This window comes from Micromonospora sp. NPDC057141, from assembly GCF_042670805.1.
Lineage (GTDB): Bacteria > Actinomycetota > Actinomycetes > Mycobacteriales > Micromonosporaceae > Micromonospora.
Window position 1 is genome coordinate 1 of the sequence record NZ_JBHUVA010000098.1, and the last position, 20,781, is coordinate 20,781.

23 protein-coding genes and 1 pseudogene are annotated in these 20,781 nt (G+C 75.0%); 15 read left to right on the plus strand and 9 right to left on the minus strand.

Features of this window, described 5'->3' with window-relative positions:
• Positions 1 to 41: 41 nt before the first annotated feature.
• Both ACFT41_RS29160 and ACFT41_RS29165 read right to left on the minus strand, forming a co-directional pair.
• Entirely contained in the window at positions 42 to 254 is a 213-nt protein-coding gene (locus ACFT41_RS29160; protein WP_377584080.1) for a DUF397 domain-containing protein, read from the minus strand.
• 4 nt (positions 255 to 258) lie between these two features.
• On the minus strand, positions 259 to 1,104 hold the full coding sequence (locus ACFT41_RS29165) for a helix-turn-helix domain-containing protein (protein WP_377584083.1): 846 nt from the start codon (positions 1,102 to 1,104) through the stop codon (positions 259 to 261).
• Positions 1,105 to 1,332: 228 nt separating this feature from the next.
• Here ACFT41_RS29165 and ACFT41_RS29170 point away from each other — a divergent pair, with 228 nt between their 5' ends.
• The 3 genes from ACFT41_RS29170 to ACFT41_RS29180 all read left to right on the plus strand — a co-directional run bounded on the left by ACFT41_RS29170 (position 1,333) and on the right by ACFT41_RS29180 (position 3,059).
• On the plus strand, positions 1,333 to 1,536 hold the full coding sequence (locus ACFT41_RS29170; RefSeq protein ID WP_377584086.1) for a hypothetical protein: 204 nt from the start codon (positions 1,333 to 1,335) through the stop codon (positions 1,534 to 1,536).
• Entirely contained in the window at positions 1,533 to 1,748 is a 216-nt protein-coding gene (locus tag ACFT41_RS29175; RefSeq protein WP_377584088.1) for a hypothetical protein, read from the plus strand. Before ACFT41_RS29170 ends, ACFT41_RS29175 begins: the two co-directional genes overlap by 4 nt.
• A 213-nt stretch (positions 1,749 to 1,961) precedes the next feature.
• A complete protein-coding gene (locus ACFT41_RS29180) occupies positions 1,962 to 3,059 on the plus strand; it encodes a D-alanine--D-alanine ligase family protein (RefSeq protein ID WP_377584091.1) in 1,098 nt (365 codons plus the stop codon).
• 50 nt (positions 3,060 to 3,109) lie between these two features.
• Here ACFT41_RS29180 and ACFT41_RS29185 read toward each other — a convergent pair whose 3' ends face one another.
• The gene (locus ACFT41_RS29185) at positions 3,110 to 3,769 is read right to left on the minus strand and encodes a DUF3515 family protein (protein ID WP_377584093.1); all 660 of its coding nucleotides are present in this window, start codon (positions 3,767 to 3,769) and stop codon (positions 3,110 to 3,112) included.
• 9 nt (positions 3,770 to 3,778) lie between these two features.
• Entirely contained in the window at positions 3,779 to 4,012 is a 234-nt protein-coding gene (locus ACFT41_RS29190; protein ID WP_043962303.1) for an Lrp/AsnC ligand binding domain-containing protein, read from the minus strand.
• A 182-nt stretch (positions 4,013 to 4,194) separates the two neighbouring features.
• Here ACFT41_RS29190 and ACFT41_RS29195 point away from each other — a divergent pair, with 182 nt between their 5' ends.
• Together ACFT41_RS29195 and ACFT41_RS29200 are read left to right on the plus strand one after the other, a co-directional pair.
• Positions 4,195 to 5,133: a thiamine-phosphate kinase gene (locus ACFT41_RS29195; RefSeq protein WP_377584096.1), complete on the plus strand. Its 939-nt coding sequence runs from the start codon at positions 4,195 to 4,197 to the stop codon at positions 5,131 to 5,133.
• Between the two features lie 28 nt (positions 5,134 to 5,161).
• Positions 5,162 to 5,629: a GNAT family N-acetyltransferase gene (locus ACFT41_RS29200; protein ID WP_377584097.1), complete on the plus strand. Its 468-nt coding sequence runs from the start codon at positions 5,162 to 5,164 to the stop codon at positions 5,627 to 5,629.
• 29 nt (positions 5,630 to 5,658) lie between these two features.
• Here ACFT41_RS29200 and ACFT41_RS29205 read toward each other — a convergent pair whose 3' ends face one another.
• Together ACFT41_RS29205 and rpmB are read right to left on the minus strand one after the other, a co-directional pair.
• Positions 5,659 to 6,948, minus strand: a complete 1,290-nt coding sequence (locus ACFT41_RS29205; protein ID WP_377584100.1) for an ATP-grasp domain-containing protein — start codon at positions 6,946 to 6,948, stop codon at positions 5,659 to 5,661.
• A gap of 93 nt (positions 6,949 to 7,041) precedes the next feature.
• Positions 7,042 to 7,233, minus strand: coding sequence for a 50S ribosomal protein L28 (gene rpmB / locus ACFT41_RS29210; protein WP_007075181.1), 192 nt, complete (start codon positions 7,231 to 7,233; stop codon positions 7,042 to 7,044).
• 210 nt (positions 7,234 to 7,443) lie between these two features.
• Between rpmB and ACFT41_RS29215 the strand changes: the two genes are divergently transcribed.
• Together ACFT41_RS29215 and recG are read left to right on the plus strand one after the other, a co-directional pair.
• Entirely contained in the window at positions 7,444 to 9,093 is a 1,650-nt protein-coding gene (locus ACFT41_RS29215) for a DAK2 domain-containing protein (RefSeq protein WP_377584103.1), read from the plus strand.
• Entirely contained in the window at positions 9,090 to 11,342 is a 2,253-nt protein-coding gene (gene recG, locus ACFT41_RS29220) for an ATP-dependent DNA helicase RecG (protein ID WP_377584105.1), read from the plus strand. The genes ACFT41_RS29215 and recG overlap by 4 nt, the downstream gene beginning before the upstream one ends.
• Before the next feature lie 299 nt (positions 11,343 to 11,641).
• Here the strand turns inward: recG and ACFT41_RS29225 are convergent, their stop codons facing one another.
• Positions 11,642 to 12,922: a hypothetical protein gene (locus tag ACFT41_RS29225; protein WP_377584108.1), complete on the minus strand. Its 1,281-nt coding sequence runs from the start codon at positions 12,920 to 12,922 to the stop codon at positions 11,642 to 11,644.
• Positions 12,923 to 13,254: 332 nt separating this feature from the next.
• Between ACFT41_RS29225 and rsmD the strand changes: the two genes are divergently transcribed.
• From rsmD to mutM, 8 genes and pseudogenes are all read left to right on the plus strand, one after another.
• Positions 13,255 to 13,818 carry a 16S rRNA (guanine(966)-N(2))-methyltransferase RsmD gene (gene rsmD, locus ACFT41_RS29230; RefSeq protein WP_377584110.1) on the plus strand — a complete coding sequence of 188 codons (564 nt, stop codon included), beginning with the start codon at positions 13,255 to 13,257 and terminating at the stop codon, positions 13,816 to 13,818.
• Positions 13,815 to 14,303, plus strand: a complete 489-nt coding sequence (gene coaD / locus ACFT41_RS29235) for a pantetheine-phosphate adenylyltransferase (protein ID WP_377584113.1) — start codon at positions 13,815 to 13,817, stop codon at positions 14,301 to 14,303. Before rsmD ends, coaD begins: the two co-directional genes overlap by 4 nt.
• Positions 14,304 to 14,474: 171 nt before the next feature.
• Complete coding sequence (locus tag ACFT41_RS29240; RefSeq protein WP_377584116.1) at positions 14,475 to 14,972, plus strand: hypothetical protein; 498 nt, start codon at positions 14,475 to 14,477, stop codon at positions 14,970 to 14,972.
• 108 nt (positions 14,973 to 15,080) lie between these two features.
• On the plus strand, positions 15,081 to 15,644 hold the full coding sequence (locus ACFT41_RS29245) for a YceD family protein (RefSeq protein WP_377584118.1): 564 nt from the start codon (positions 15,081 to 15,083) through the stop codon (positions 15,642 to 15,644).
• Positions 15,645 to 15,649: 5 nt separating this feature from the next.
• Entirely contained in the window at positions 15,650 to 15,823 is a 174-nt protein-coding gene (gene rpmF, locus ACFT41_RS29250; RefSeq protein ID WP_377584121.1) for a 50S ribosomal protein L32, read from the plus strand.
• Between the two features lie 114 nt (positions 15,824 to 15,937).
• The gene (locus ACFT41_RS29255; RefSeq protein ID WP_377584237.1) at positions 15,938 to 16,966 is read left to right on the plus strand and encodes a phosphate acyltransferase PlsX; all 1,029 of its coding nucleotides are present in this window, start codon (positions 15,938 to 15,940) and stop codon (positions 16,964 to 16,966) included.
• A gap of 97 nt (positions 16,967 to 17,063) precedes the next feature.
• Positions 17,064 to 17,789 (plus strand): annotated as a pseudogene (gene rnc, locus ACFT41_RS29260) (ribonuclease III); the annotation flags it as partial.
• 232 nt (positions 17,790 to 18,021) lie between these two features.
• Positions 18,022 to 18,879: a bifunctional DNA-formamidopyrimidine glycosylase/DNA-(apurinic or apyrimidinic site) lyase gene (mutM, locus tag ACFT41_RS29265; protein ID WP_377584124.1), complete on the plus strand. Its 858-nt coding sequence runs from the start codon at positions 18,022 to 18,024 to the stop codon at positions 18,877 to 18,879.
• 50 nt (positions 18,880 to 18,929) lie between these two features.
• On the opposite strand, the gene ACFT41_RS29270 is transcribed toward mutM, so the two are convergent.
• Together ACFT41_RS29270 and ACFT41_RS29275 are read right to left on the minus strand one after the other, a co-directional pair.
• The gene (locus ACFT41_RS29270) at positions 18,930 to 19,808 is read right to left on the minus strand and encodes an endo alpha-1,4 polygalactosaminidase (protein ID WP_377584126.1); all 879 of its coding nucleotides are present in this window, start codon (positions 19,806 to 19,808) and stop codon (positions 18,930 to 18,932) included.
• A gap of 203 nt (positions 19,809 to 20,011) precedes the next feature.
• Positions 20,012 to 20,781 (minus strand): CAP domain-containing protein (locus tag ACFT41_RS29275; protein WP_377614052.1); only part of this gene is annotated, 770 nt, incomplete at its 5' end.

A 20,781-nucleotide genomic window follows, 5' to 3' on the forward strand; every position in this document is an offset into this window, starting at 1 on the left:
GTCCGGCCGGGACGGGACCCCCCGGCCGGACCGCGCGGCGGTCAGGGGCGGTCGGTGGTCAGGGGCGGGGCGGCGGCGAACGTGGCCCAGGCGGCCGGCGGGAAGAGCAGCGCCGGGCCAGTCGGGTCCTTCGAGTCGCGGACGGCCACCGCACCGGGTACGACCGCCATCTCCACGCAGGCGCCCTCATCACCGCTGCGGCTGCTCTTGCGCCATCGCGCCGCGGCCAGGGCCGCGCTCGTCGTCGGGTTCATGGTTCTACCGTCCCTTCAGGAGTCGGAGGAGCTGGTCCCGGGTGGCCGCGGGGCTGAGTGCGACCGTCCGCAGGTGCTCCATGATCTTGGTGCAGGTACGCAGGTCGCCGGGCCGGTCGAGGACCATCTGGCCGGCGACGGTTTCCACCGACGCGATGATGGGGTCCTCCGGGTCGGCGAACTCGAGGATGTGCAGCGACCCCCTGGTGCCCCGGTGGTAGCCGGCGGACAGGGGGATCACCTGGACCGTGATGTTGGGCAGCTCCGCCATCTTGAGCAGGTGGTGCAGCTGCGCCTCCATCACGGCCTGGCCACCCACGGGGCGCAGCAGGGCACCCTCGTCGATGATCGCGTCGAGGATCGCCGGATCGTCACCGGTGATCCGCTGCTGTCGGTCGAGTCGCAGGTGGACCCGCTGCTCGACCTGCTCGTCGCTGAGGGTGTGCGGGCCGCCCCGCATCACCCCCCGGATGTAGTCCGCGGTCTGGAGCAGGCCGGGCACCACCGACGGCTCGAAGTTGGCGATGCCGGTGGCCTCCGCCTCGAGCGCGATGAAGTCGATGGTCCGCCGGTCCAGCAGGTACGAGTAGGACACCCACCAGCCGGGCTTGCGGGCGTCCTTGGCGAGTTGGACGGCGGCGGCGATCTCGTCGGCGCCCACCCCGTACAGGGTGAGCAGGGCGCGCACCGTGGCCGGGCTGATCAGCGTCTGGGCGTTCTCGTACCGGGACAGGGTGCTCCGGGTGCTGTTGATCTCGTCGGCGGCGGCCTCCAGGGTGAGGCCGGCCGCCTCCCGGTGGGTTCGCAGCGCGATGCCGAGCCGTCGGGCCCGGGCCGTCTTCGGTGCCATGCGTCGATGGTGACATACCTTGCCGAGAGTGTGCACATGAGAGAACGGCGATGAGAGTTGCATTCACGCCGGTCCACGTGTCAATCTGTGACCAGTTCCTCACCGCCGGTTGTCGTGGCGACGGTGGTGGTGAGTGACCGGAGGGGATGGGGCGCGTGGCGATCGGGTTTTCTCCCCCGTACCCGATCGCCGCGTGCCGCCACCCGGGACGCACCGGAAGGGAATCGCATGACAGCGACCGCCTGCTGGCCCCGGGTGTCGCGGTGCCGCTGGTGCGCCCATCCGGTGCTGCGCGACAACGACGACGCGTGGATCCACGCCCACCTGGCGTACGTCTGCCGGGACCGCGCCGGCGCTCTGGCGGCGACCACGGCGGAGCCGGAGGGTATGCCTGGCCGGCCGGCGCGAGGTGCGGCGGGAGGCCGACGGTGACCCGGTTCCTGGTGGTGCTCACCGACGTCCGCCCCGTGGACGGCGTGAGCCGGAACGAGCGGCAGACCCCGGAACGGCGGCGGCAGGTGGTCGGCGCGAGCAGCCGGGAGGCGGCGGACCGGATCGCCGGCGCGTTCATGGCGCTGGGCATGGTGCGGGCCGGGCGGCAGCGGGTGAAGGTGATCGCCGTCGGCCGCCGTTACGGCCTCTGACGGGGTCGCCCGCGGCCTCCGGCGGCCGGCCGGGAGCGGCTGTCCGACGTGGTGCGATTACGCAGAGTGTGTGTGCTGTTGACCGGTTGCGCGGTGCTGCCGCTTCTCCCCGGGTATCAACTCCGTTGTCCGGCCACCCACAGTAAGGTCATCCGGGTGAGCGCCACCGGCGAGCACCACGAGCCTCGCAGTCGCGAACGAAAGGGTGACCGAGTGACCACCCCAGGCAAGACCCGTGTGGCCCTCGTCTTCGGCGGCCGTAGTCCCGAGCACGGCATCTCCTGCGTCAGCGCCGGCAGCGTGCTCGGCGCGCTCGACCCGGACGAGTTCGAGGTGGTCCCCGTGGGCATCACCCGCGCCGGCAAGTGGGTGCTGACCAGCGGCGATCCGGCCCTGTTGGCGATCAACGCCCGGCGGCTGCCGGAGATTACCCCCGAGGCCGGCGTCGACCTCGTGCTGCGGGCCGACCCCACCGGCAACGGGCTGCTGGTGCTCGATCCGGCCGAGGGGCCCCGGGCGCTCGCCGACGTCGACGTGGTCTTCCCCGTGCTGCACGGCGCGTACGGCGAGGACGGCACCATCCAGGGCATGCTTGAGATGGCCGGCATCCCGTACGTCGGGGCGAACGTCTTCGCCTCCGCCGCCGCGATGGACAAGGAGTTCACCAAGAAGCTCTGCGCCGCCGAGGGCATCCCCGTCGGCCCGTACGCGGTGCTGCGCAGCGGGGTCACCCTGGCCGAGGAGGACAAGGAGCGGCTCGGGCTGCCCGTCTTCGTCAAGCCGTCCCGGGCCGGCTCGTCGTTCGGCATCACGAAGGTCGACGACTGGGCCGACCTGGAGGCCGCCGTCGCCGCGGCCCGGGAGATCGACCCGAAGGTGCTGGTCGAGGGCGCGATCGTCGGCCGGGAGATCGAGTGCGGGGTGCTGGAGGGCGAGGCCGGGGGCGGCGCGGAGGCGTCCGTCCTGGCCGAGGTGCGCGCCGGGGGCGACCACGACTGGTACGACTTCGAGGCGAAGTATCTCTCCGAGCCCGAGTACGACCTGCCGGCCACCCTGCCCGACCACGTCACCCGGCAGGTCCAGGAGTACGCCGTCCGCGCGTTCGCCGCGCTGGACTGCGCCGGGCTGGCCCGGGTCGACTTCTTCGTCACCCCGGACCTGGACGTCTACCTCAACGAGATCAACACGATGCCGGGCTTCACCCCGACGTCGATGTTCCCGCTGATGTGGGCCGCCTCCGGGCTGGAGTATCCGAAGCTGGTCAACCGACTGATCCGCACCGCCCAGCGGCGCGGCGTCGGCCTGCACTGAGCGCGTGCGCAGCCGGCGGGGCACCGGCCCGGGCCCGGCCGGCGGGGCGGTCAGCCCACGCAGCCTGCGGGGGCGTCGCCGCCGGAGGGCACCGAGGCGACCACCACGTCGGAGATGGGGCTCACCCACTGCAGGGCCGACCCGTACGTGCGGGGCAGGGTCACCCGCACGGCGGTCTCCCGGTCCAGGGTGGTGAGCACCGTCGCGTCCGGCCCCTCGGCCGCGTACCAGCAGACCTTGTTGACGACCCAGACGTCGTCGGTGTCGCCCGGGTCCGGCTCGGCGCCGCCGCAGGCGATGGTGAGCGCCGGGTCGCCGTACGCGGCGTTCTGCTCGGGGCCGGCGGTGACCGGCCGCTGGGCCAGGTCGCGCACGGTCGACGGGAGCTGCGACGTCAGGGCGCGGCACACCGTCGCCGGTCGCTCGGCCAGCCGGGGGGCGGCCATCTCGACCGGCGCGGTGGACTGCGGACGGGCGCTGGTCGCCGCCGGGCCCGGCTCGGCGGCCGGGGCGTCCGGGGTCAGCTTGGCGAAGGTGAACCCGGCCACGGCCACGGTGACCGGCACCGCGACCAGCGTGGCCAGCAGGGCCGCGCCGCGGTTGGCCCGGTCCCGGCGCGGCGCGCGCCCGGACTCGTCGCCGGCTTCGGCGGCCGTCCCCGTCTCGTGGGAGGACTCGGAGGGCTCGGAGGGCTCGGAGGAGGAAGTCATCTCGTCCACTTACAGGCGCACCACCGAACACGTGAGGGTGCGGGTGATGCCGGGCACCATCTGCACGTTGCTGACGATGAGTTTGCCGAGCTCGTCGACCGTGTTGGCCTCGGTGAGCACGACCACGTCGTACGGTCCGGTGACGGCGTCGACCCGCACCACGCCGGGAAGGTCGCCGATCAGACCGGCCACGTCACGCGCCCGGCCCACCTCTGTCTGGATGAGGATGTACGCCTGTACCACGACTCGACCTCCGTCCGTCGCCGCCGCTGGGCGGCCCGAAGGGTGAAACTACCTTACGGACCAGGTCTGATCCCGATCGGTGGCCAAGGAGAAGCGGTGAGCGAGCGCGACGAGCGCGACGGCGGACGGGGCGCGGGACGATCCCGGGTCCACGGTGGGCACGGGCGCGGCGGGGAGCGGGCATGAGCGTGGCCGGAATCGGCGAGTTCGGGTTGATCGACCGGGTCACCGCCCGGCTGTCCCAGGGGGCGGCCTGCCTGCTCGGGCCCGGCGACGACGGGGCGGTGCTGGCCGCGCCGGACGCCCGGGTGGTCGCCTCCACCGACGTGCTCGTCGAGGGACGGCACTTCCGGCGGGACTGGTCCGCCGCCCGCGACGTCGGGCACCGGGCGGCGGCGGCCAACCTGGCCGACATCGCGGCGATGGGCGCCACCCCGACCGCCCTGCTGGTGGCCCTGTGCATGCCGGCGGACCTGGACCCGGCCTGGGCCGAGGAACTGGCCGACGGGCTCGGGGCCGAGGCCGCCACCGTGGGCGCGAGCGTGGTCGGCGGCGACATGTCGGCCAGCCCCACGCTGACGATCGCCGTCACCGCGCTGGGCGACCTGGGCGGCCGGGCCCCGGTCGTCCGCTCGGGGGCCCGGCCGGGGCACGTCGTGGCCCTCGCCGGCCGCAGCGGGTACGCCGCCGCCGGCTACACCGTGCTGTCCCGGGGCTTCCGCACGCCGAAGCTGCTGGTCGAGGCGTACCGGCGGCCCGAGGTGCCGTACGCGGCCGGGCCGCACGCCGCCCGGCTCGGGGCCACCGCCATGATCGACGTCTCGGACGGGCTGCTGGCCGACCTCGGGCACGTGGCCCGGGCCAGCGGGGTCGGCATCGACGTGCGGCGGGACGCCTTCGAGGTGCCCCGGCAGATGCGCGACGCCGCCCAGGCCCTCGGGGTCGACCCGTACTCGTGGATCCTCGGTGGCGGCGACGACCACGCGCTGGCGGCGACGTTCCCCCCGGCGGTGGCGCTGCCCGACCCGTGGCGGGCCGTCGGCCGGGTGACGGAGGGCGCCGGCGTGACCGTCGACGGCGAGGCGTACGACGGCCCGGCCGGCTGGGACCACTTCCGGTAGGGACCGGCCGGCGACGTACCCTTCCACCGTGAGCGAGATCGAGATCCGCGCGGCCCGCTTCGACTCCCCGGAGGCGCAGGAGCTCATCCGGGCGGCCCTGGCGGACCTGGGCCGGCGGTACGGGGGCAGCGGCGACGACACCCCGGTCGACGCCGCCGAGTTCGTGCCGCCGCACGGCGCGTTCCTGGTCGCGTACCTGGCCGGGGAGCCGGTCGGGTGCGGCGGCTGGCGCAGCCACGGCGACGCCGGGGACGTCGCCGAGCTGAAGCGCATGTACACCAGCCCGGCGGCGCGGGGGCGGGGCGTGGCGCGGGCGGTGCTCGCCGCCGTCGAGCGGTCCGCCCGCGAGAATGGCCGCAAGCAGGTCGTCCTGGAGTGCGGCGACAAGCAGCCCGAGGCGATCGCCATGTACAGCACGGTCGGCTACGAGCGCATCCCGAACTTCGGCTTCTACCGGGACCACCCGGGCTGCCTCTCCTTCGGCCGCACCCTCTGACGGACCTGCCCGGCGGAGGCGACGGGCCGTCAGGCCACGGTGACGCGGATCTCGGCGGCGGCGGCGCGGGCGGCCCGCTCGGCCTCGACGGGGTCGGCGCCCCAGGCCAGCACGTGCCCGCTGCGCCGGCCCGACGACGTGACCGGCGCGACGGTCGCACCGACGGCCGTGTCGAGCTGCACCTCCAGCACCCCGGGCACCCGGCGGGCCAGCCGCAGCCCTTCGATGCCGGTGACGGTGCCCGGCGCGGCCAGCAGGAACTCCACCGCCGCCGCCCCGGTCGGCCGGGTCGGCAACGTCGGCCGTTCGCCGCGCAGCACCCGCAGGTACGCGTCGATGAAGCCGCACTCGTACCCGACCGAGATCAGCGCGGTGATCATGTCGCCGGGCAGCCGGGCGGCGCACTCCACCAGGTGCGGCACGCCGCCCGCCCCGGCCTGCCCGGTGCCGGGGCGCGGGCCGACGACGATCCACTCGCTGTGCAGCACCCCGGTGCGGAACCCGGCGGCGGCGCACAGCCGCCCCGCCGCGTCGAGCAGGTCGCGGCGGGTCGCCTCGGGCAGCGCCGACGGCACGGTGTGCCCGGTCTCGACCGGCAGGGGGCCGGGGAGCACCCGCTTGTCGGTGACGTTGCCGAAGATCACCTCACCGTCGGCGACGAGCAGCTCGACGCTGTGCTCCCGGCCGTCGAGCACCTGCTCGGCGAGGACCTGCGTGGGTAGCCCCCGGTCGGTGGCCTCCGGCGGGGCCTCGGGGGACGCGGTGGCCGCCCAGGCCGCTGGGATCTCGGCCGGGTCGGCGACCAGCCGCACCCCGAGGCTGCCCGAGCGCCGGGTGGGCTTGAGCACGCAGCGACCGCCGTGCCGGCGCGCGAACGCCACCGCCTCCTGGGGCGTGCCCACCAGCTCGTACGCCGGGTTCGGCAGCCCGGCGTCGGCGGCGAGCAGCCGCATCCGGTGCTTGTCGGAGAAGACGTCGGCGGCCCGCGCCCCGGCACCGGGCAGGCCGAGGCGGGCGGCCAGGCGGGCGGCGGCACCGACGGCGTACTCCAGGCCCGGCACGACGAGACGGGCCGTGGCCAGCTCGGGCTCCCGGGCGAGCAGCGCGTCCGCGTCGAAGCCCGTCTGGTATTCGGCCGGCACGACCCGGGACAGGACGGACAGGCGCCCGACCAGCCGGTCGATGCCGCGCCGGCTGATCACGTCGGGCTCCTCGACGACGACCACGCTGCCCGCCGGCAGTTCGTCGTCGAACCAGCGCAGGGTGCCCAGCGAAGCCCCGACGACGATCATCTCGGCGGGGCCCAGGTCCAGGTCCAACGGTTGCCTCCGTGCTGCGTACGCGGACACCACAAGCCGGCGGGCCCGAAGGCCCGCCGGCTTGTCGACGATGGGTGGGTCGGCGCTACCGCGTCAGGCGCGGGTGACCTTGCCGGCCTTGATGCAGGAGGTGCAGACCTTCAACTTCTTGGTGGTGCCGCCACCGGCCGGGGTGCGCACCGACTGGATGTTCGGGTTCCAGCGGCGGTTGGTCCGCCGGTGCGAGTGGGACACGTTGTGGCCGAAGCCCGGCCCCTTGCCACAGACGTCGCACACGCTAGCCACGGGATACTCCTGGGATTGATACGTTCATGGGGTCGCCGCCAGGCGCAGCCCGGGCAACCTGGTCAGGTTACCCGATCCTCCCGCTGCCGCCCAACCGGGCCCCTGGTGACGCCGTCGCAGGGGGCGTTTCCGGCACCGGTCGCCGCGAGGTCGCCGACATCGTGGCGTCGACCCGGGCGGGTGTCGGCGTACGCCAGTAGGCTTCCCGACGTGCTGGACACCCTCGACGCCGCCGCGGTGCGCCGCTGGTGCGCGGGCGGGCTGGCCGCGCTGCGCCGGCACCAGGGCGAGATCGACGACCTGAACGTCTACCCGGTTCCCGACGGCGACACCGGCACCAACCTGGTGCTCACCCTCACCTCGGCGCAGCAGGCCCTGGCGATGGACCTGGCCACCCTGCCCGACGGCGGACGCACCGCGCACGGGCACGCGCTGCGGCTGATGGCGCGCGGCGCGCTGCTGGGCGCGCGGGGCAACTCCGGGGTGATCCTGTCGCAGATCCTGCGCGGCCTCGCCGACGCCCTGGCCGCCGCCCCGGTGGTGCGGGGCCGGCAGCTCGCCGCCGCGCTGGGCGACGCCACCGCCGCCGCATACTCCGCCGTCGCCCAGCCCGTCGAGGGCACCGTGCTCAGCGTGGTCGCGGCGGCGGCCCGCGCGGCCGGGGCGGCCGACAGCGACGACCTGCGCACCGTCACCCGGGCGGCGGCCGGCGCGGCGGCCGAGGCGCTGGCCCGCACCCCCGAGCAGTTGCCGGCGCTCGCCCGCGCCGGCGTGGTCGACGCCGGCGGCCGGGGGCTGTGCCTGCTGCTCGACGCGCTGGTCGAGGCGGTCACCGGCGAGACTGCGCGCCGGCCGGCCCCTGCACCGCGCCCGGCCCGCCCGCCGGTCACGGCCGCCCGCGAGACCGGCTCCGAGGACTACGCGTACGAGGTGCAGTTCCTGCTCGACGCCGATGCCGACGCGGTGGCCCGGCTGCGGCAGACCCTGGCCGGGCTCGGCGACTCGCTGGTGGTGGTCGGCGACGCGGCCACCGCCGCGGCGTCGGCCACCTGGAACGTGCACGTGCACGTCAACGACATCGGCGCGGCGGTCGAGGCGGGGGTGGAGGCCGGCCGGCCGCACCGGATCTCGGTGACCCGCTTCGCCGACCAGTCGCCCGCCGGCCAGGCCGCCGCCGTCGAGGCACACGGCGCCCTGGCCCCGGCACGCGACGGCCGGGCGGCCGTGGTGGTCGCCTCCGGGGCGGGCATCGCCGAGCTGTTCGCGGGCGAGGGGGCGACGGTGGTGCCGGGCAACCCGTCCACGGGTGAGCTGCTCGACGCGATCCGGGCCACGGCCGCGGCCCGCGTGGTGGTGCTCCCCAACGACCCGAACACCCAGGCCGTCGCCAACGCCGCCGCGCGGGAGGCGCACGCCCTGGGGGTGAGGGTCAGCGTGGTGCCGACCCGGTCGCCGGTGCAGGCGCTGGCCGCGCTCGCCGTGCGCGACCCGCAGCGCCGCTTCGCCGACGACGTGATCGCGATGGCCGAGGCGGCGGGGGCCTGCCGCTATGCCGAGGTCTGCTGGGCCAGCCGCGAGGCGCTCACCGTCGCCGGCCCGTGCCGCCCCGGCGACGTGCTGGCCCTCGTCGAGGGCGAGGTGCACCTGATCGGTGCCGACCTTGCCGACACCTGCACCGCCGTGGTCGACCGGATGCTCGGCGGCGGCGGGGAACTGGTCACCCTGCTCTCCGGCGCGGACGCCCCCGCAGGGCTGGCCGACGCCGTCGCCGACCACGTCGCGCGGCGCTGGCCGTTCGTGGAGGTTCAGGCGTACGAGGGGGGCCAGCCGCACTATCCGCTTCTCGTGGGGGTCGAATGACGACGACGTCCGAGCCGGCCACGGTGGACACGCCGCTGAAGAAGCTGGTCGGGGAGAAGACGGCGAAGGCCCTGGCCGCCCACCTCGACCTGCACACGGCCGGCGACCTGGTCCACCACTTCCCCCGCCGGTACGACGAGCGTGGCGAGCACACCGACATCCGCTCGCTCGACGTCGGCGAGCAGGTCACCGTGCTGGCCCAGGTGCGGCGCACCGACGTGCGGCCGATGCGCCAGCGCCGGGGCAAGCTGCTGGAGGTCACCGTCGGCGACGACTCCGGCGGGGTGCTCACCTGCACCTTCTTCGGCAACCAGGCGTGGCGGGAGCGGGAGCTGCGCCCCGGCCGGTGGGGGCTGTTCGCCGGCAAGGTCACCGAGTTCCGGGGCAATCGCCAGCTCAACGGCCCGGAATACGTGCTGCTCGGCGAGGGCGGCGACGGCGAAGCCGCCGCCAACGAGGAGGTCGAGGAGTTCGCCGGGGCCCTGATCCCGGTCTACCCGGCCGCCGCGGCCGTGCCGACCTGGGTGATCGCCCGCTGCGTGCGGGTGGTGCTGGACACCTTCACCCCGCCGGAGGATCCGCAGCCCGCCACCGTGCGGGCCACCCGCAACCTGATCGGCATCGGCACCGCCCTGCGCGAGATCCACCGGCCGTCGAGCAAGGAGGCCCTCTACCGGGCCCGCCGCCGGCTCAAGTGGGACGAGGCGTTCGCCGTGCAGCTCACCCTCGTGCAGCGCAAGCACCGGGCCGCTGCCTGGCCGGCGCGGTCCCGGCCGCCGCGCGCCGGCGGGCTGCTCGACGCGTTCGACGCCCGGCTGCCGTACGAGCTGACGGGCGGCCAGCGGGCCGTCGGCGCGGAGATCGCCGCCGACCTGGCCGTCGCCCACCCGATGCACCGGCTGTTGCAGGGCGAGGTCGGCTCCGGCAAGACGGTGGTGGCGCTGCGGGCGATGCTCCAGGTGGTCGACGCCGGGGGCCAGGCCGCTCTGCTCGCCCCGACCGAGGTGCTCGCCGCCCAGCACCACCGGGGCATTCTCGACCTGCTCGGCCCGCTGGCCCGGGCCGGGGAGCTGGGCGCCGCCGACGGGGCCACCTCGGTGGAGCTGGTCACCGGCTCGCTGGGCGCGGCGGCCCGCCGCCGGGTCCTCGCCGAGGTCGCCGCCGGCCGGGCCGGCATCGTGCTCGGCACCCACGCCCTGCTCTACGAGGGGGTCGACTTCGCCGACCTGGGCCTCGTCGTGGTCGACGAGCAGCACCGGTTCGGCGTGGAGCAGCGCGACGCGCTGCGCGCCAAGGCGGAGCAGCCGCCGCACGTGCTGGTGATGACCGCGACGCCGATCCCCCGCACGGTGGCGATGACCGTCTACGGCGACCTGGAGGTCTCCGCGCTCACCCAGCTCCCGCAGGGGCGCTCGCCGATCGCCTCGCACGTGGTGCCGGCGGCCGAGAAGCCGGCGTTCCTCGACCGGGCCTGGCGTCGGCTGCGCGAGGAGGTCGCCGCAGGCCACCAGGCGTACGTGGTGTGCCCCCGGATCGGGGATTCGGGGTCCGGTTCGGGTGGCGCGGGGTCCGGGCCGGGTGGCGCGGGGTCCGGTTCGGAGGAGGAGCCGCCCCGGGAGGACGACAACGACCGGCGGCCCCCGCTCGCGGTGGCCGAGGTCGCCCCGCTGCTCGCCGAGGGGCCGCTGCGCGGGCTGCGGATCGGAATCCTGCACGGGCGGCTGCCCGCCGACGAGAAGGACGCCGTGATGCGCGCCTTCGCCGACGGCGAGCTGGACGTGCTGGTCGCCACGACGGTCATCGAGGTCGGCGTCAACGTGCCCAACGCCACCGTGATGATCGTGCTGGACGCCGACCGGTTCGGCGTCTCCCAGCTGCACCAACTGCGTGGCCGGGTCGGCCGGGGCTCGGCTGCGGGACTCTGTCTGCTGGTCACCGAGGCGGCCGAGGGTTCGCCGGCCCGGGAACGCCTCGACGCGGTGGCGTCCACCACGGACGGCTTCAAGCTCGCCGAGCTCGACCTGGAGCAGCGTCGCGAGGGCGACGTGCTCGGAGCGACCCAGTCCGGCCGGCGCTCGCACCTACGGCTGCTGTCGCTGCTGCGCGACACCGACCTGATCCGGGACGCCCGCGTCGAGGCGATCGCGCTGGTGGAGGAGGACCCGGAGCTGGCCCGGCATCCGGCGCTGGCCGCGTCGGTGGCCGCCCTGGTCGATTCCGAGCGCGCGGAGTACCTGGAAAAGGGCTGACCGGCCCAGGCTTCCCGCCTGGCTGCGGCTCCCGCCTGGCTCGGGTGCCTGCCTGGCCCGGGTGGCGCACCGCCGAGCACTGAGCCACCCGCGGGCTTCTTCGCGTTCGTGTCAGGCCAGTGATCGACTCCATGTCGGCGACATGGCGGTATCAGCGGGGCCCGGTTACCGCCATGTCACCGACATGGCTGCCCGGCCGCCACCCGCCACCCGCCGCCCCACACACGGCGAGGGCGCGCCGACCGGGTGGTCGACGCGCCCTCGCAGGTGCGGTCAGGTCAGCTCAGGCCGCGGCCCGATCAGGCGGTGAAGCGGATCCGCCGGCGCCGCGCCATGACGAAGAGCACTGCGCCGACCGCGAGCAGGGCCACCGCGCCGGCGGCGATGCCGCCGGCAGCCGCGCCGGTCACGGGGAGGCCGCCCTCCTGGTCGCCGCCGCCGGAGCCGCCGTCGCCGCCGTCCTCGCAGTCCTTCGGCTGTTCCCACTTGAGCGCCTCGCCGGAGGCGAGGTCACCGGTGACGGTCACGGTCAGGCCCGGGCTGGCCGGGAAGGTGACGGTGACGTCGCGGCCGGGCGCGACCGTGACGGTCTTCGGCTCGCCGGTGCTCGGGGTGAAGGTCGAGGTGAGGGTGGCGCCGTTCTCCGGGTTGGCGATCCGGAAGATCATCTCGTCGCAGGTCGACTCGTAGCCGCCGTCGGGCTCGCCGACCTCGGGCTCCTGGCAGTCCTCGGGCTTGGCCCAGCCGCCGGTGAAGTCCGCCATGCCGGGGGCGGCGATCTTGATCTCCTGCGCCTGGCCCGGGTTCAGCTTGCGGGTCTCGATCTTCCGCATCGGCACGGAGACGGTCTCGGTGTAGCCGCCGCTGCCGGTGATGGTGAACGCCGCCGCCGCGTTGCCGCTGCGGTTGACCAGGGTCAGCTCGACGTTGCCCTCGCAGTCGGACTCCGCGATGACCTCGGGGGCGGGGCTGCAGGTCTCGGAGCCGCCGTTGTACCAGGCCTGCGGACCCTTCGACTGGGAGCCGATGCCCTTGGGGCTGCCGACCTTGCGGTTGTTGTACCGCGGGCCGTTCTCGGTGAGCGGGTCGATGATCTCGTCACCGAAGACGAAGTCGACCTGGGTGTAGCACTGGGGGACCTCGACCTTGAAGTCGAGGGTGGCGACGCCCAGCTCGCCCGCGCCGACGCCGGTGAACCTCTTGACCGACTTGTCCAGCACGTACTGGGGGAGGGCGAACTTCTCCGACGGGGTGACGTAGGAGACCAGCGCGAGGGACTGCTCCTCGCCCTCGCAGAGCGGGCCGTTGACCAGCGTGATGCTGGCCTCGCCGCGCTTGCCCTTGAAGGTGTGCGTGTAGCGGGCGTCGGCGGCGCTGACACAGGCCGGTCCCTCGGGGGCGGGCGCGGTCGGCGTGGCGGTCGGGCTGGGCGACGCCGTGGCGGTCGCCGACGCCGACGCCGACGGCGAGGGGCTGGTGGCCAGCGCCGGCGACGAGGCCGCGAATGCCGTGGCGAGGCCGGCCAGTGCGGCGGCGGCCACGACGAGCGGCCGCCTTGGCGACAGCTTGGGACGGATCACGCGTACTCCCGGGGTGAAGAAACGTCAGGTCGCGGCGCGGGCAACGGCGGTCGGCGGTCGCGGCCGGTTCAGGCGCGCCCGCGACGGCGCCTCCCGGCGCCGGGTGGGCCGGCGGAGCGCAGCCGGCACCCGGCAGACCCTAGCGAGAACGCGCCGGCCGTTACAGCGCGCAGGTACCCCTAATAGTGATGTTATCGATTTGAGATCATTGATATACGAAGGGTGATCGCATGGGAACGTCGACGGCACGCACGGTGCCGCCCGCCCCGGCACCGGCGTCGCGTAGCGTCGGGGCATGAGCAGGAGCATCGGGGCGTGAGCAGGAGCAGTCGGTGACCCGGATCGTGGCCGGGACGCTCGGCGGCCGGCGCATCGCCGCGCCGCCCGGCGCCGGCACCCGACCCACCTCCGACCGGGTCCGGGAGGCGCTGTTCAGCGCCGTGCAGGCCGACGTCGACCTGGCCGGGGCGCGCTTCGCCGACCTGTACGCCGGATCGGGCGCCGTCGGCCTGGAGGCGCTGTCCCGGGGCGCGGCGCACGTGCTGCTGGTCGAGTCCGACGCGCGCGCCGCCCGGGTGGTGCGGGAGAACATCGCCGCGCTGCGGGCCGCCCCGGCCGCGCGGCTGGTCACCGGGAAGGTCGCCACGGTGCTGGCGGCCGGCCCGGACGGCGGGCCGTACGACGTGGTCTTCGCCGACCCCCCGTACGCCGTACCCGATGCCGACGTCACCGCGATGCTGGCCGCGCTGGTCGGCGGCGGCTGGCTGGCGACGGACGCCCTCGTGGTGGTGGAGCGCTCCAGCCGGACCGGCCCGGTCGACTGGGTGGAGGGCGTCACGGCCGAGCGCAGCCGGCGCTACGGCGAGACCATGCTTTGGTACGGTCGCCGATCATGAGACGTGCGGTGTGTCCCGGCTCGTTCGATCCGGTCACCAACGGACACCTCGACATCATCGGACGGGCCGCCCGGCTCTTCGACGAGGTGATCGTCGGCGTGCTGGTGAACCAGTCGAAGAGCGGCCTGTTCACCGTCGAGGAGCGGATCGACATGCTCCGTGAGGTGACCGCCTCGTACGACAACGTGCGGGTCGCGTCCTTCCGGGGCCTGCTGGTCGACTTCTGCCGGGCCCAGCGGGCCAGCGTCCTGATCAAGGGCCTGCGGGCGGTCAGCGACTTCGACTACGAGCTCCAGATGGCCCAGATGAACATCGGCCTGGCCGGCGTCGAGACGCTGTTCATGCCGACCAACCCGCTCTACTCCTTTCTCTCCTCCAGCCTGGTCAAGGACGTGGCGAAGTGGGGCGGCGACGTCTCCGCCCACGTCCCCGACCTGGTCCGCGAGGCCCTCCAGGTTCGTCTCGGCCCGCCGCCGCACCCCTGACCGGCTGCCCCCGCGCCGCCGCCCGCACGCCTCTGACCGGCCGCGACACGACGCGCCGGGCGGGGTGGATCGGCGAGCGGTGGCCGGGGCGCGACATGATGGTCCGAGCGGGAACCCGGCCGTAGCCCGCATCATGTAGGTCGGCCGACGAACGACAGGAGTGAGGTACCGGTGGACCCGCTCGATCGCATCGACGAACTGATCGCCATGGTGGAGCAGGCCCGCTCCGTCCCGATGTCGCGGAACAACTGCATGGTCGACCGGGGCGAGATGATCGCCGCGCTCGACGAGCTGCGCGCCGACCTCCCCGCCGACCTGCGCCGGGCGGCGGCCCTGCTGGGGGAGCGGGACAAGATCATGGAGGCCGGCAAGCGGGAGGCCGACCGGATCATCGGCGAGGGTGAGGCGGAACACGCCCGCCTGGTGTCGGTGAACGAGATCACGGTCTCCGCCGAGCACGAAGGGGCCCGGATCATCGCCGAGGCCCGGGCCGAGGCCCAGCGGCTGCGTGAGGAGGTCGACGACTACGTCGACACCGCGCTGGCCAACTTCGAGCAGTTCCTCACCCGGGCGCTGGCCTCCATCGAGCGCGGCCGGGACAAGATGCACGCGCTGCGCGAGATCGGCACCTTCGGTGGGGACGAGGCCGAGCGCCCGCTACCCTTCTGAGCGGCACCTCAGCAGCCGACAGGCGGGGCGGGCGTCGCCCCCGGTTCGACGGTCCGGCGGTCGTCCAGGTAACCTTTTTTGTCGGCCTCTCACGGCCGGAGTCTGACTATGCCCAAACACTCGCCTTCATCACTCAACCCCAAGGCGCCGCTGGTCCTCGACACGAGGGACCTGCCGCGTCGCCCTGGCGCGTTGCGTACGCTTCGGCGGGTCGTCCCGGCACCGAAGGACCTCGGCGTGGAGTTGATCGGCGTGCCGGAGGGCACGGACCTCGACCTCGACCTGAGGTTGGAGTCGGTGTCCGAGGGGGTGCTCGTCTCCGGGACCGTCAGCGGTCGCGTCAAGGGCGAGTGCGGGCGTTGCCTGCGTGAGATCGACGACTCGGTGGCCGTGTCCGTCCAGGAGCTGTACGCGTACGAGAACAGCACCACGGACGCCACGACCGACGAGGACGAGGTGGGCCGGATGCAGGACGATCTGATCGACCTGGAGCCGGCGCTGCGGGACGCGGTGGTGCTCATACTGCCGACCAACCCGCTCTGCCGGGAGGACTGCCCAGGCTTGTGCCCCGAGTGCGGGGTGCACTGGGACGATCTGCCGGCCGACCACAGTCACGAGCAGATCGACCCGCGTTGGGCGGGCCTGTCGCAACTGAACCGTACAGAGGAGTAGGAACCGTGGCCGTCCCGAAGCGCAAGATGTCGCGCAGCAACACCCGGTCCCGCCGGGCGAACTGGAAGGCGACCGTGGTGGCGACCACCGCCTGCCCGCAGTGCAAGTCCCCGAAGCTGCCGCACACCGCGTGCGCCGTCTGTGGCACGTACAACGGCCGCCAGGTTCTCGAGGTCTGACCTGGACGCCGAGTGACGCCCCCGACTCCAGGTCGGGTGGCGCGCGCATCCTGGCGATCGCCCGGTGCCCCGGCTCCCGCCGTCGCCGGCCGGCCCGTTCCGGCCGGCGTCCCGCTGGAGCCGGGCACCGCGCGGATCGCCGTTGACCTCCTCGGCGGGGACGATGCTCCCGCCGTCGTGGTTGACGGCGCTCTGCGGGCCATGCGCGCAGACCCGGACCTGCACCTCCTGCTCGTCGGCCCCGCCGAGGTCGCCGACGAGCTGATCGGCGCCCTCGACCCGGTCCAACGGGCCCGGGTCACGGTCCGGCCGGTGCGCGCCGCGGTCGGCATGGCCGAGAACCCCGTCGCCGCCCGCGCCGACAGCACCGTACGCACGGCCGCCACCGCCGTCCGTGACGGCCTCGCCGACGCGATGGTCTCCGCCGGTTCCACCGGCGCGACCGTCACCGCGGCGGCGCTCGGCCTCGGCCGCTGGCCGCACGTGCGTCGGCCGGCGCTGGTCGCGGCCCTGCCGGCGGTCGCCGGGCCGGTGGTGCTGCTCGACGTCGGCGGCTCCCTGGAGCCCGGCCCCGCCACGCTCGCGCGGCACGCCGTGCTCGGCGCGGCCTACGCGGCCGTCGCGCACGGGGTGGTCGAGCCGCGCGTGGGGCTGCTGTCGGTGGGCACCGAGGCGGGCAAGGGGGACCGGCTGCGCCGCAGCGCCGACCCGGCGCTCGCCGCCGCGCCGCTGCCCTGCGCCGCGCGCTACGTCGGCCTCGTCGAGGGGTACGACATCGCCTCCGGCCTGCGCGCCGACGTGGTGGTCACCGACGGGTTCACCGGTAACGTGCTGCTCAAGGCGATCGAGGGCGCGTACGCGATGGCCGGCGGGCCCCCGCCCGGCGGCGGTGCCCCCCGGGCCGCCGCCCTGCTCGGGGTGGCCGGCACGGTGGTGGTCTGCCACGGCGCGGCCCGCGGCCAGGACGTCGCCTCCGGCATCGCGCTCGCCGCCCACCTGTGGCGTCGGCGGGCCACCGACACCGTCTCCGTGCTGCTCGGCGTCCCGGGCGGTGCCGGCCCGGCCGCAGGCGTGGCCCCGGAGACCTCCGCGCAGCCCGGTGACCACACCGAGCGCACCACCGACACCGAGGTGAGCCTGTGACCGCCCGTCCCGTCCCGACCGGCCGTGTCGACGCGCCGGCACCGGTGGGCGCGCCCGGCGCGCGCCCACCGGTCGTGAACCGAGAGGTAACCGCATCATGACCATCGACAAGCGACGGCGTGCGCCCATCGGTCACCTGGAGGCCGCGTTCGGGGTCTCGCTGGACCCGGAGCTGCTGGAACGGGCGCTGACCCACCGCTCGTACGCGTACGAGAACGGCGGCCTGCCCACCAACGAGCGGCTGGAGTTCCTCGGCGACTCGGTGCTCGGCGTGGTGATCACGACCGCGCTGTTCCACAACCATCCCGACCTGCCCGAGGGGCAGCTGGCCAAGCTGCGGGCGAGCGTGGTCAACATGCGGGCGCTCGCCGACGTGGCGCGGGGCCTGGGTCCGGACGGGCTCGGCGCGTACCTGCTGCTGGGCAAGGGCGAGGAGAGCACCGGCGGCCGGGACAAGGCGAGCATCCTCGCCGACACCCTGGAGGCCCTGCTCGGCGCGATCTACCTCCAGCACGGCCTGGACACCGCCGCGATCGTGATCCACCGGCTGTTCGACCCGCTGATGGCCGAGTCGGCCGGGCGGGGTGCCGCGCTGGACTGGAAGACGAGCCTCCAGGAGCTGACGGCCGCCCTCGGGCTGGGCGTCCCCGAGTACCGCATCGAGGGCACCGGGCCGGACCACCTCAAGACGTTCACCGCCTGGGTGGTGGTCGCTGGCAACCGGTACGGCGGGGCGGAGGGGCGCAGCAAGAAGGAGGCCGAGCAGCGTGCCGCCGAGTCGGCCTGGCGGGAGCTGACCGCGCAGGCCGAACGGGAGCGGGCCGAACGCGCGCAGGCCGAACGGGAGCGGGCCGAACGGGAGCGGGCCGAACGGGAGCAGCGGGAGCGGGCCGCCGCCGAGGCGCCGGACGGGCCCGTCGAGCCGGGCGTGGTCGACGGGACGGGCGTCGTGGGCGCGGCCGGTGCGGTCGACGCGGCGGGCGTCGTGGGCGCGGCGGCGCTGGTCGCCGCCGACGGCGAGCCTGCGGACCCCCCGACGGCCGGCGAGGCGAACCGTGCCTGAGCTGCCCGAGGTCGAGACCGTCCGGCAGGGCCTGACCCAGTGGGTCACCGGCCGCCGGATCGCCGGCGTCGAGGTGCGCCATCCCCGGGCGGTCCGCCGGCACCTCGCCGGCCCGGCGCACTTCGCCGACGTGCTCTCCGGGCGGACGGTGCGCGGCGTGCGGCGGCGCGGCAAATACCTCTGGCTGCCGCTGGACAGCGGCGACGCGATCGTCGGGCACCTCGGCATGTCCGGCCAACTGCTGCTCCAGCCGGCCACGGCGGCGGACGAGCTGCACCTGCGGGTCCGGTTCCGGTTCGCCGACGACGGCCCCGAGCTGCGCTTCGTGGACCAGCGCACGTTCGGCGGGCTGGCGGTCTCCGCCGGCGGGGCCGACCTGCCGCCCGAGATCGCGCACATCGCCCGGGACCCGATGGACCCGGAGTTCTCCGACAGTGCGTTCGTCGCCGCCCTGCGACGGCGGCGCACGGAGGTGAAACGGGCGCTGCTCGACCAGACCCTCGTCTCCGGGGTCGGCAACATCTACGCCGACGAGGCGCTGTGGCGGGCGAAGCTGCACGGGGCCCGGCCCACCGACCAGCTGACCGCGCCGACCGCGCAGCGGCTGCTCGGCCACGTCCGGGACGTCCTCGGCGAGGCGATCAAGGAGGGCGGCACCAGCTTCGACGACCTCTACGTCAACGTCAACGGCGAGAGCGGCTACTTCGACCGGGCGCTCAACGCGTACGGGCGGGAGGGCGAGCCGTGCCCGAGGTGCGGTGCACCGCTACGCCGGGAGGCGTTCATGAACCGCTCCTCCTACAGCTGCCCTCGGTGCCAGCCCCGGCCCCGGGCCACGCTGCGGGGCTGACCCGCAGCGCGGTCGCGCTCGGCTCAGGGGCACCGGCGGGCGGGCTCCGTTCAGGGGCCGCCGGTCGCGCGCCGCTCAGGGGCCGGCGGGGCGTCCGGGCAGGCGTCCCGCCACGCGTCCAGCTCGCGCCGCTTCTGGATGGAGGCGAAGCCGTACCCGAGGGTGGTCACGCAGAACTCGTCGGGGTCGCCCGTGTACTCGACGTGGAACACCGGCTTGCCGGCGTCCGCGAACGGCAGCAGCTTCGCGCACTGGCGCAGCCGGACGCACTCCTCGTCGACGGCGAAGTCGAAGTCCGGCGCGAGCGCGGCCACCTGCGGCACGTCCCCGAGCAGGCCGGGGGAGAGATCCAGCGAGCGGGCCAGGGCGGCGGCCCGCCGGTTGAACTGCAACTGGTCGTCGAAGCCCAGGTCGAAACCGGTGGGATGGGCGTAGCCGTCGGCGTCGGCGAGGGCCACCGCGCCGAAGCCCTTGCCCCGGCACAGCCGCAGCCGGTCGGCCAGGATCGGCTCCAGCACGTCCCACCGCCGCACGTCCACCCACCGGGTGCCGGGCAGCCGGCCGGCCGCGCCGCCGACCGCTGCCGGGTAGCGGTCGGCGTCCGGGTCCGTCCGCGCGTACGCGCCGACGCCGACCTGACAGACCAGCCGCCGGTCCCGGGCGCGCAGCGCCGCGGTCTCGGTGCTGGTGGTACGCACGGGGTCGAGCAGGAACACGTCCGCCTCGACCGTGGTGTCGAGTGGGCCGGTGAGCTGCCACTGCCAGCGCCAGTGCCGGGCCTGGCCGGACGGCCACGGGGTGGGCGCGCCCGGCGGCGTCGCCGCGGCCCGGCAGCCGTACGGCGTCGTCAGCAGCGTCAGCGCGACGAGCAGGCGCAGCAGCCGGCGTGGCGCGCGCCCGACGCAGGGCGACGGTGGCCCGATCGGCATCGGCAGCTCCGCAGGTCGCGGGCGGCGTCCGGCCGCCCGGAGACGGGTGCGCCCACCGGTCGCCCGGAGCGGACCGGCCGTCCGGCCGCCCCGGCGCGGATCCGCCGCCCCGGGCACCGCCCCGGCGCACCTCACCGGGTCAAACGAGCGTGGCCCCGGGACGACTCGCCCGTCCCCGCGCTGGGAACCACGCTCGGCCCGGGTCAGCGTGGGGTGCCGAAGTCCTGCGTCCAGTACGGCCCGTTGCTGCTGGCGATGCCGACGCCGATCTCGGTGAAGGAGCAGTTCAGGATGTTGGCCCGGTGCCCCGGGCTGTTCATCCAGGCGTCCATCACCGCAGCCGGGGTCTGTTGGTTCCACGCGACGTTCTCGCCGTACGCGCGCCAGGCGTAGCCGACCCGGTCGAGCCGGTCGCCGACGTCGCTGCCGTCGCTGCCGTCGTGCGACATCTTCCGGTTGTCGGCCTGGTCCTGGCTGTGCGCCTGGGCCGCCGCCATGAGCTTGTCGTCGATCTTCAGGGCGCTGCACCCGGCCTTGGCCCGTTCCGCGTTGACCAGGTTGACGACCTCCTGCGCCTGCGCGCTCACGCCGGGCGCGGCGGTGACCCGGGGCGTGGCGGGGGCGCTGCTGCGCTGGTTGCTCCGCGACGCGGCGGTGGTCCGGCTGGGCTTCGGGGTCGGCTTGGCCGTCCGGCTCGGCGAGGGCGACGGGCTGGCGCTGGTCGGCGAGGCGCTCGGCGAGGGCGACGGCGGCGGGCCGGCCGACGTCGAGGCGGGCGCGGCGGCGGGCGCGGCGACCGGGGCGTCGGCCGCGGCCGGGTCGGTCCGTGGGGCGTCCCCGCCGGGCAGCACGAGGGCGCCGACGCCGAGGCTGACCACCAGGGTGGCCGCCGCGGCGGCACCGCCGATCAGCAGCGGGCGCGGGAGCCGACGGGTCGGCCGGTGCCGCCCCTCGCCGCTGCTCTGGGCGGGCC

Bases quoted from the DNA above. Each gene is read 5' to 3' on its own strand.
- ACFT41_RS29160 (WP_377584080.1), bottom strand. From the start codon at position 254: ATGAACCCGACGACGAGCGCGGCCCTGGCCGCGGCGCGATGGCGCAAG.
- ACFT41_RS29165 (WP_377584083.1), bottom strand. From the start codon at position 1,104: ATGGCACCGAAGACGGCCCGGGCCCGACGGCTCGGCATCGCGCTGCGA.
- ACFT41_RS29170 (WP_377584086.1), top strand. From the start codon at position 1,333: ATGACAGCGACCGCCTGCTGGCCCCGGGTGTCGCGGTGCCGCTGGTGC.
- ACFT41_RS29185 (WP_377584093.1), bottom strand. From the start codon at position 3,769: ATGACTTCCTCCTCCGAGCCCTCCGAGCCCTCCGAGTCCTCCCACGAG.
- ACFT41_RS29195 (WP_377584096.1), top strand. From the start codon at position 4,195: ATGAGCGTGGCCGGAATCGGCGAGTTCGGGTTGATCGACCGGGTCACC.
- recG (WP_377584105.1), top strand. From the start codon at position 9,090: ATGACGACGACGTCCGAGCCGGCCACGGTGGACACGCCGCTGAAGAAG.
- coaD (WP_377584113.1), top strand. From the start codon at position 13,815: ATGAGACGTGCGGTGTGTCCCGGCTCGTTCGATCCGGTCACCAACGGA.
- ACFT41_RS29245 (WP_377584118.1), top strand. From the start codon at position 15,081: ATGCCCAAACACTCGCCTTCATCACTCAACCCCAAGGCGCCGCTGGTC.
- ACFT41_RS29270 (WP_377584126.1), bottom strand. From the start codon at position 19,808: ATGCCGATCGGGCCACCGTCGCCCTGCGTCGGGCGCGCGCCACGCCGG.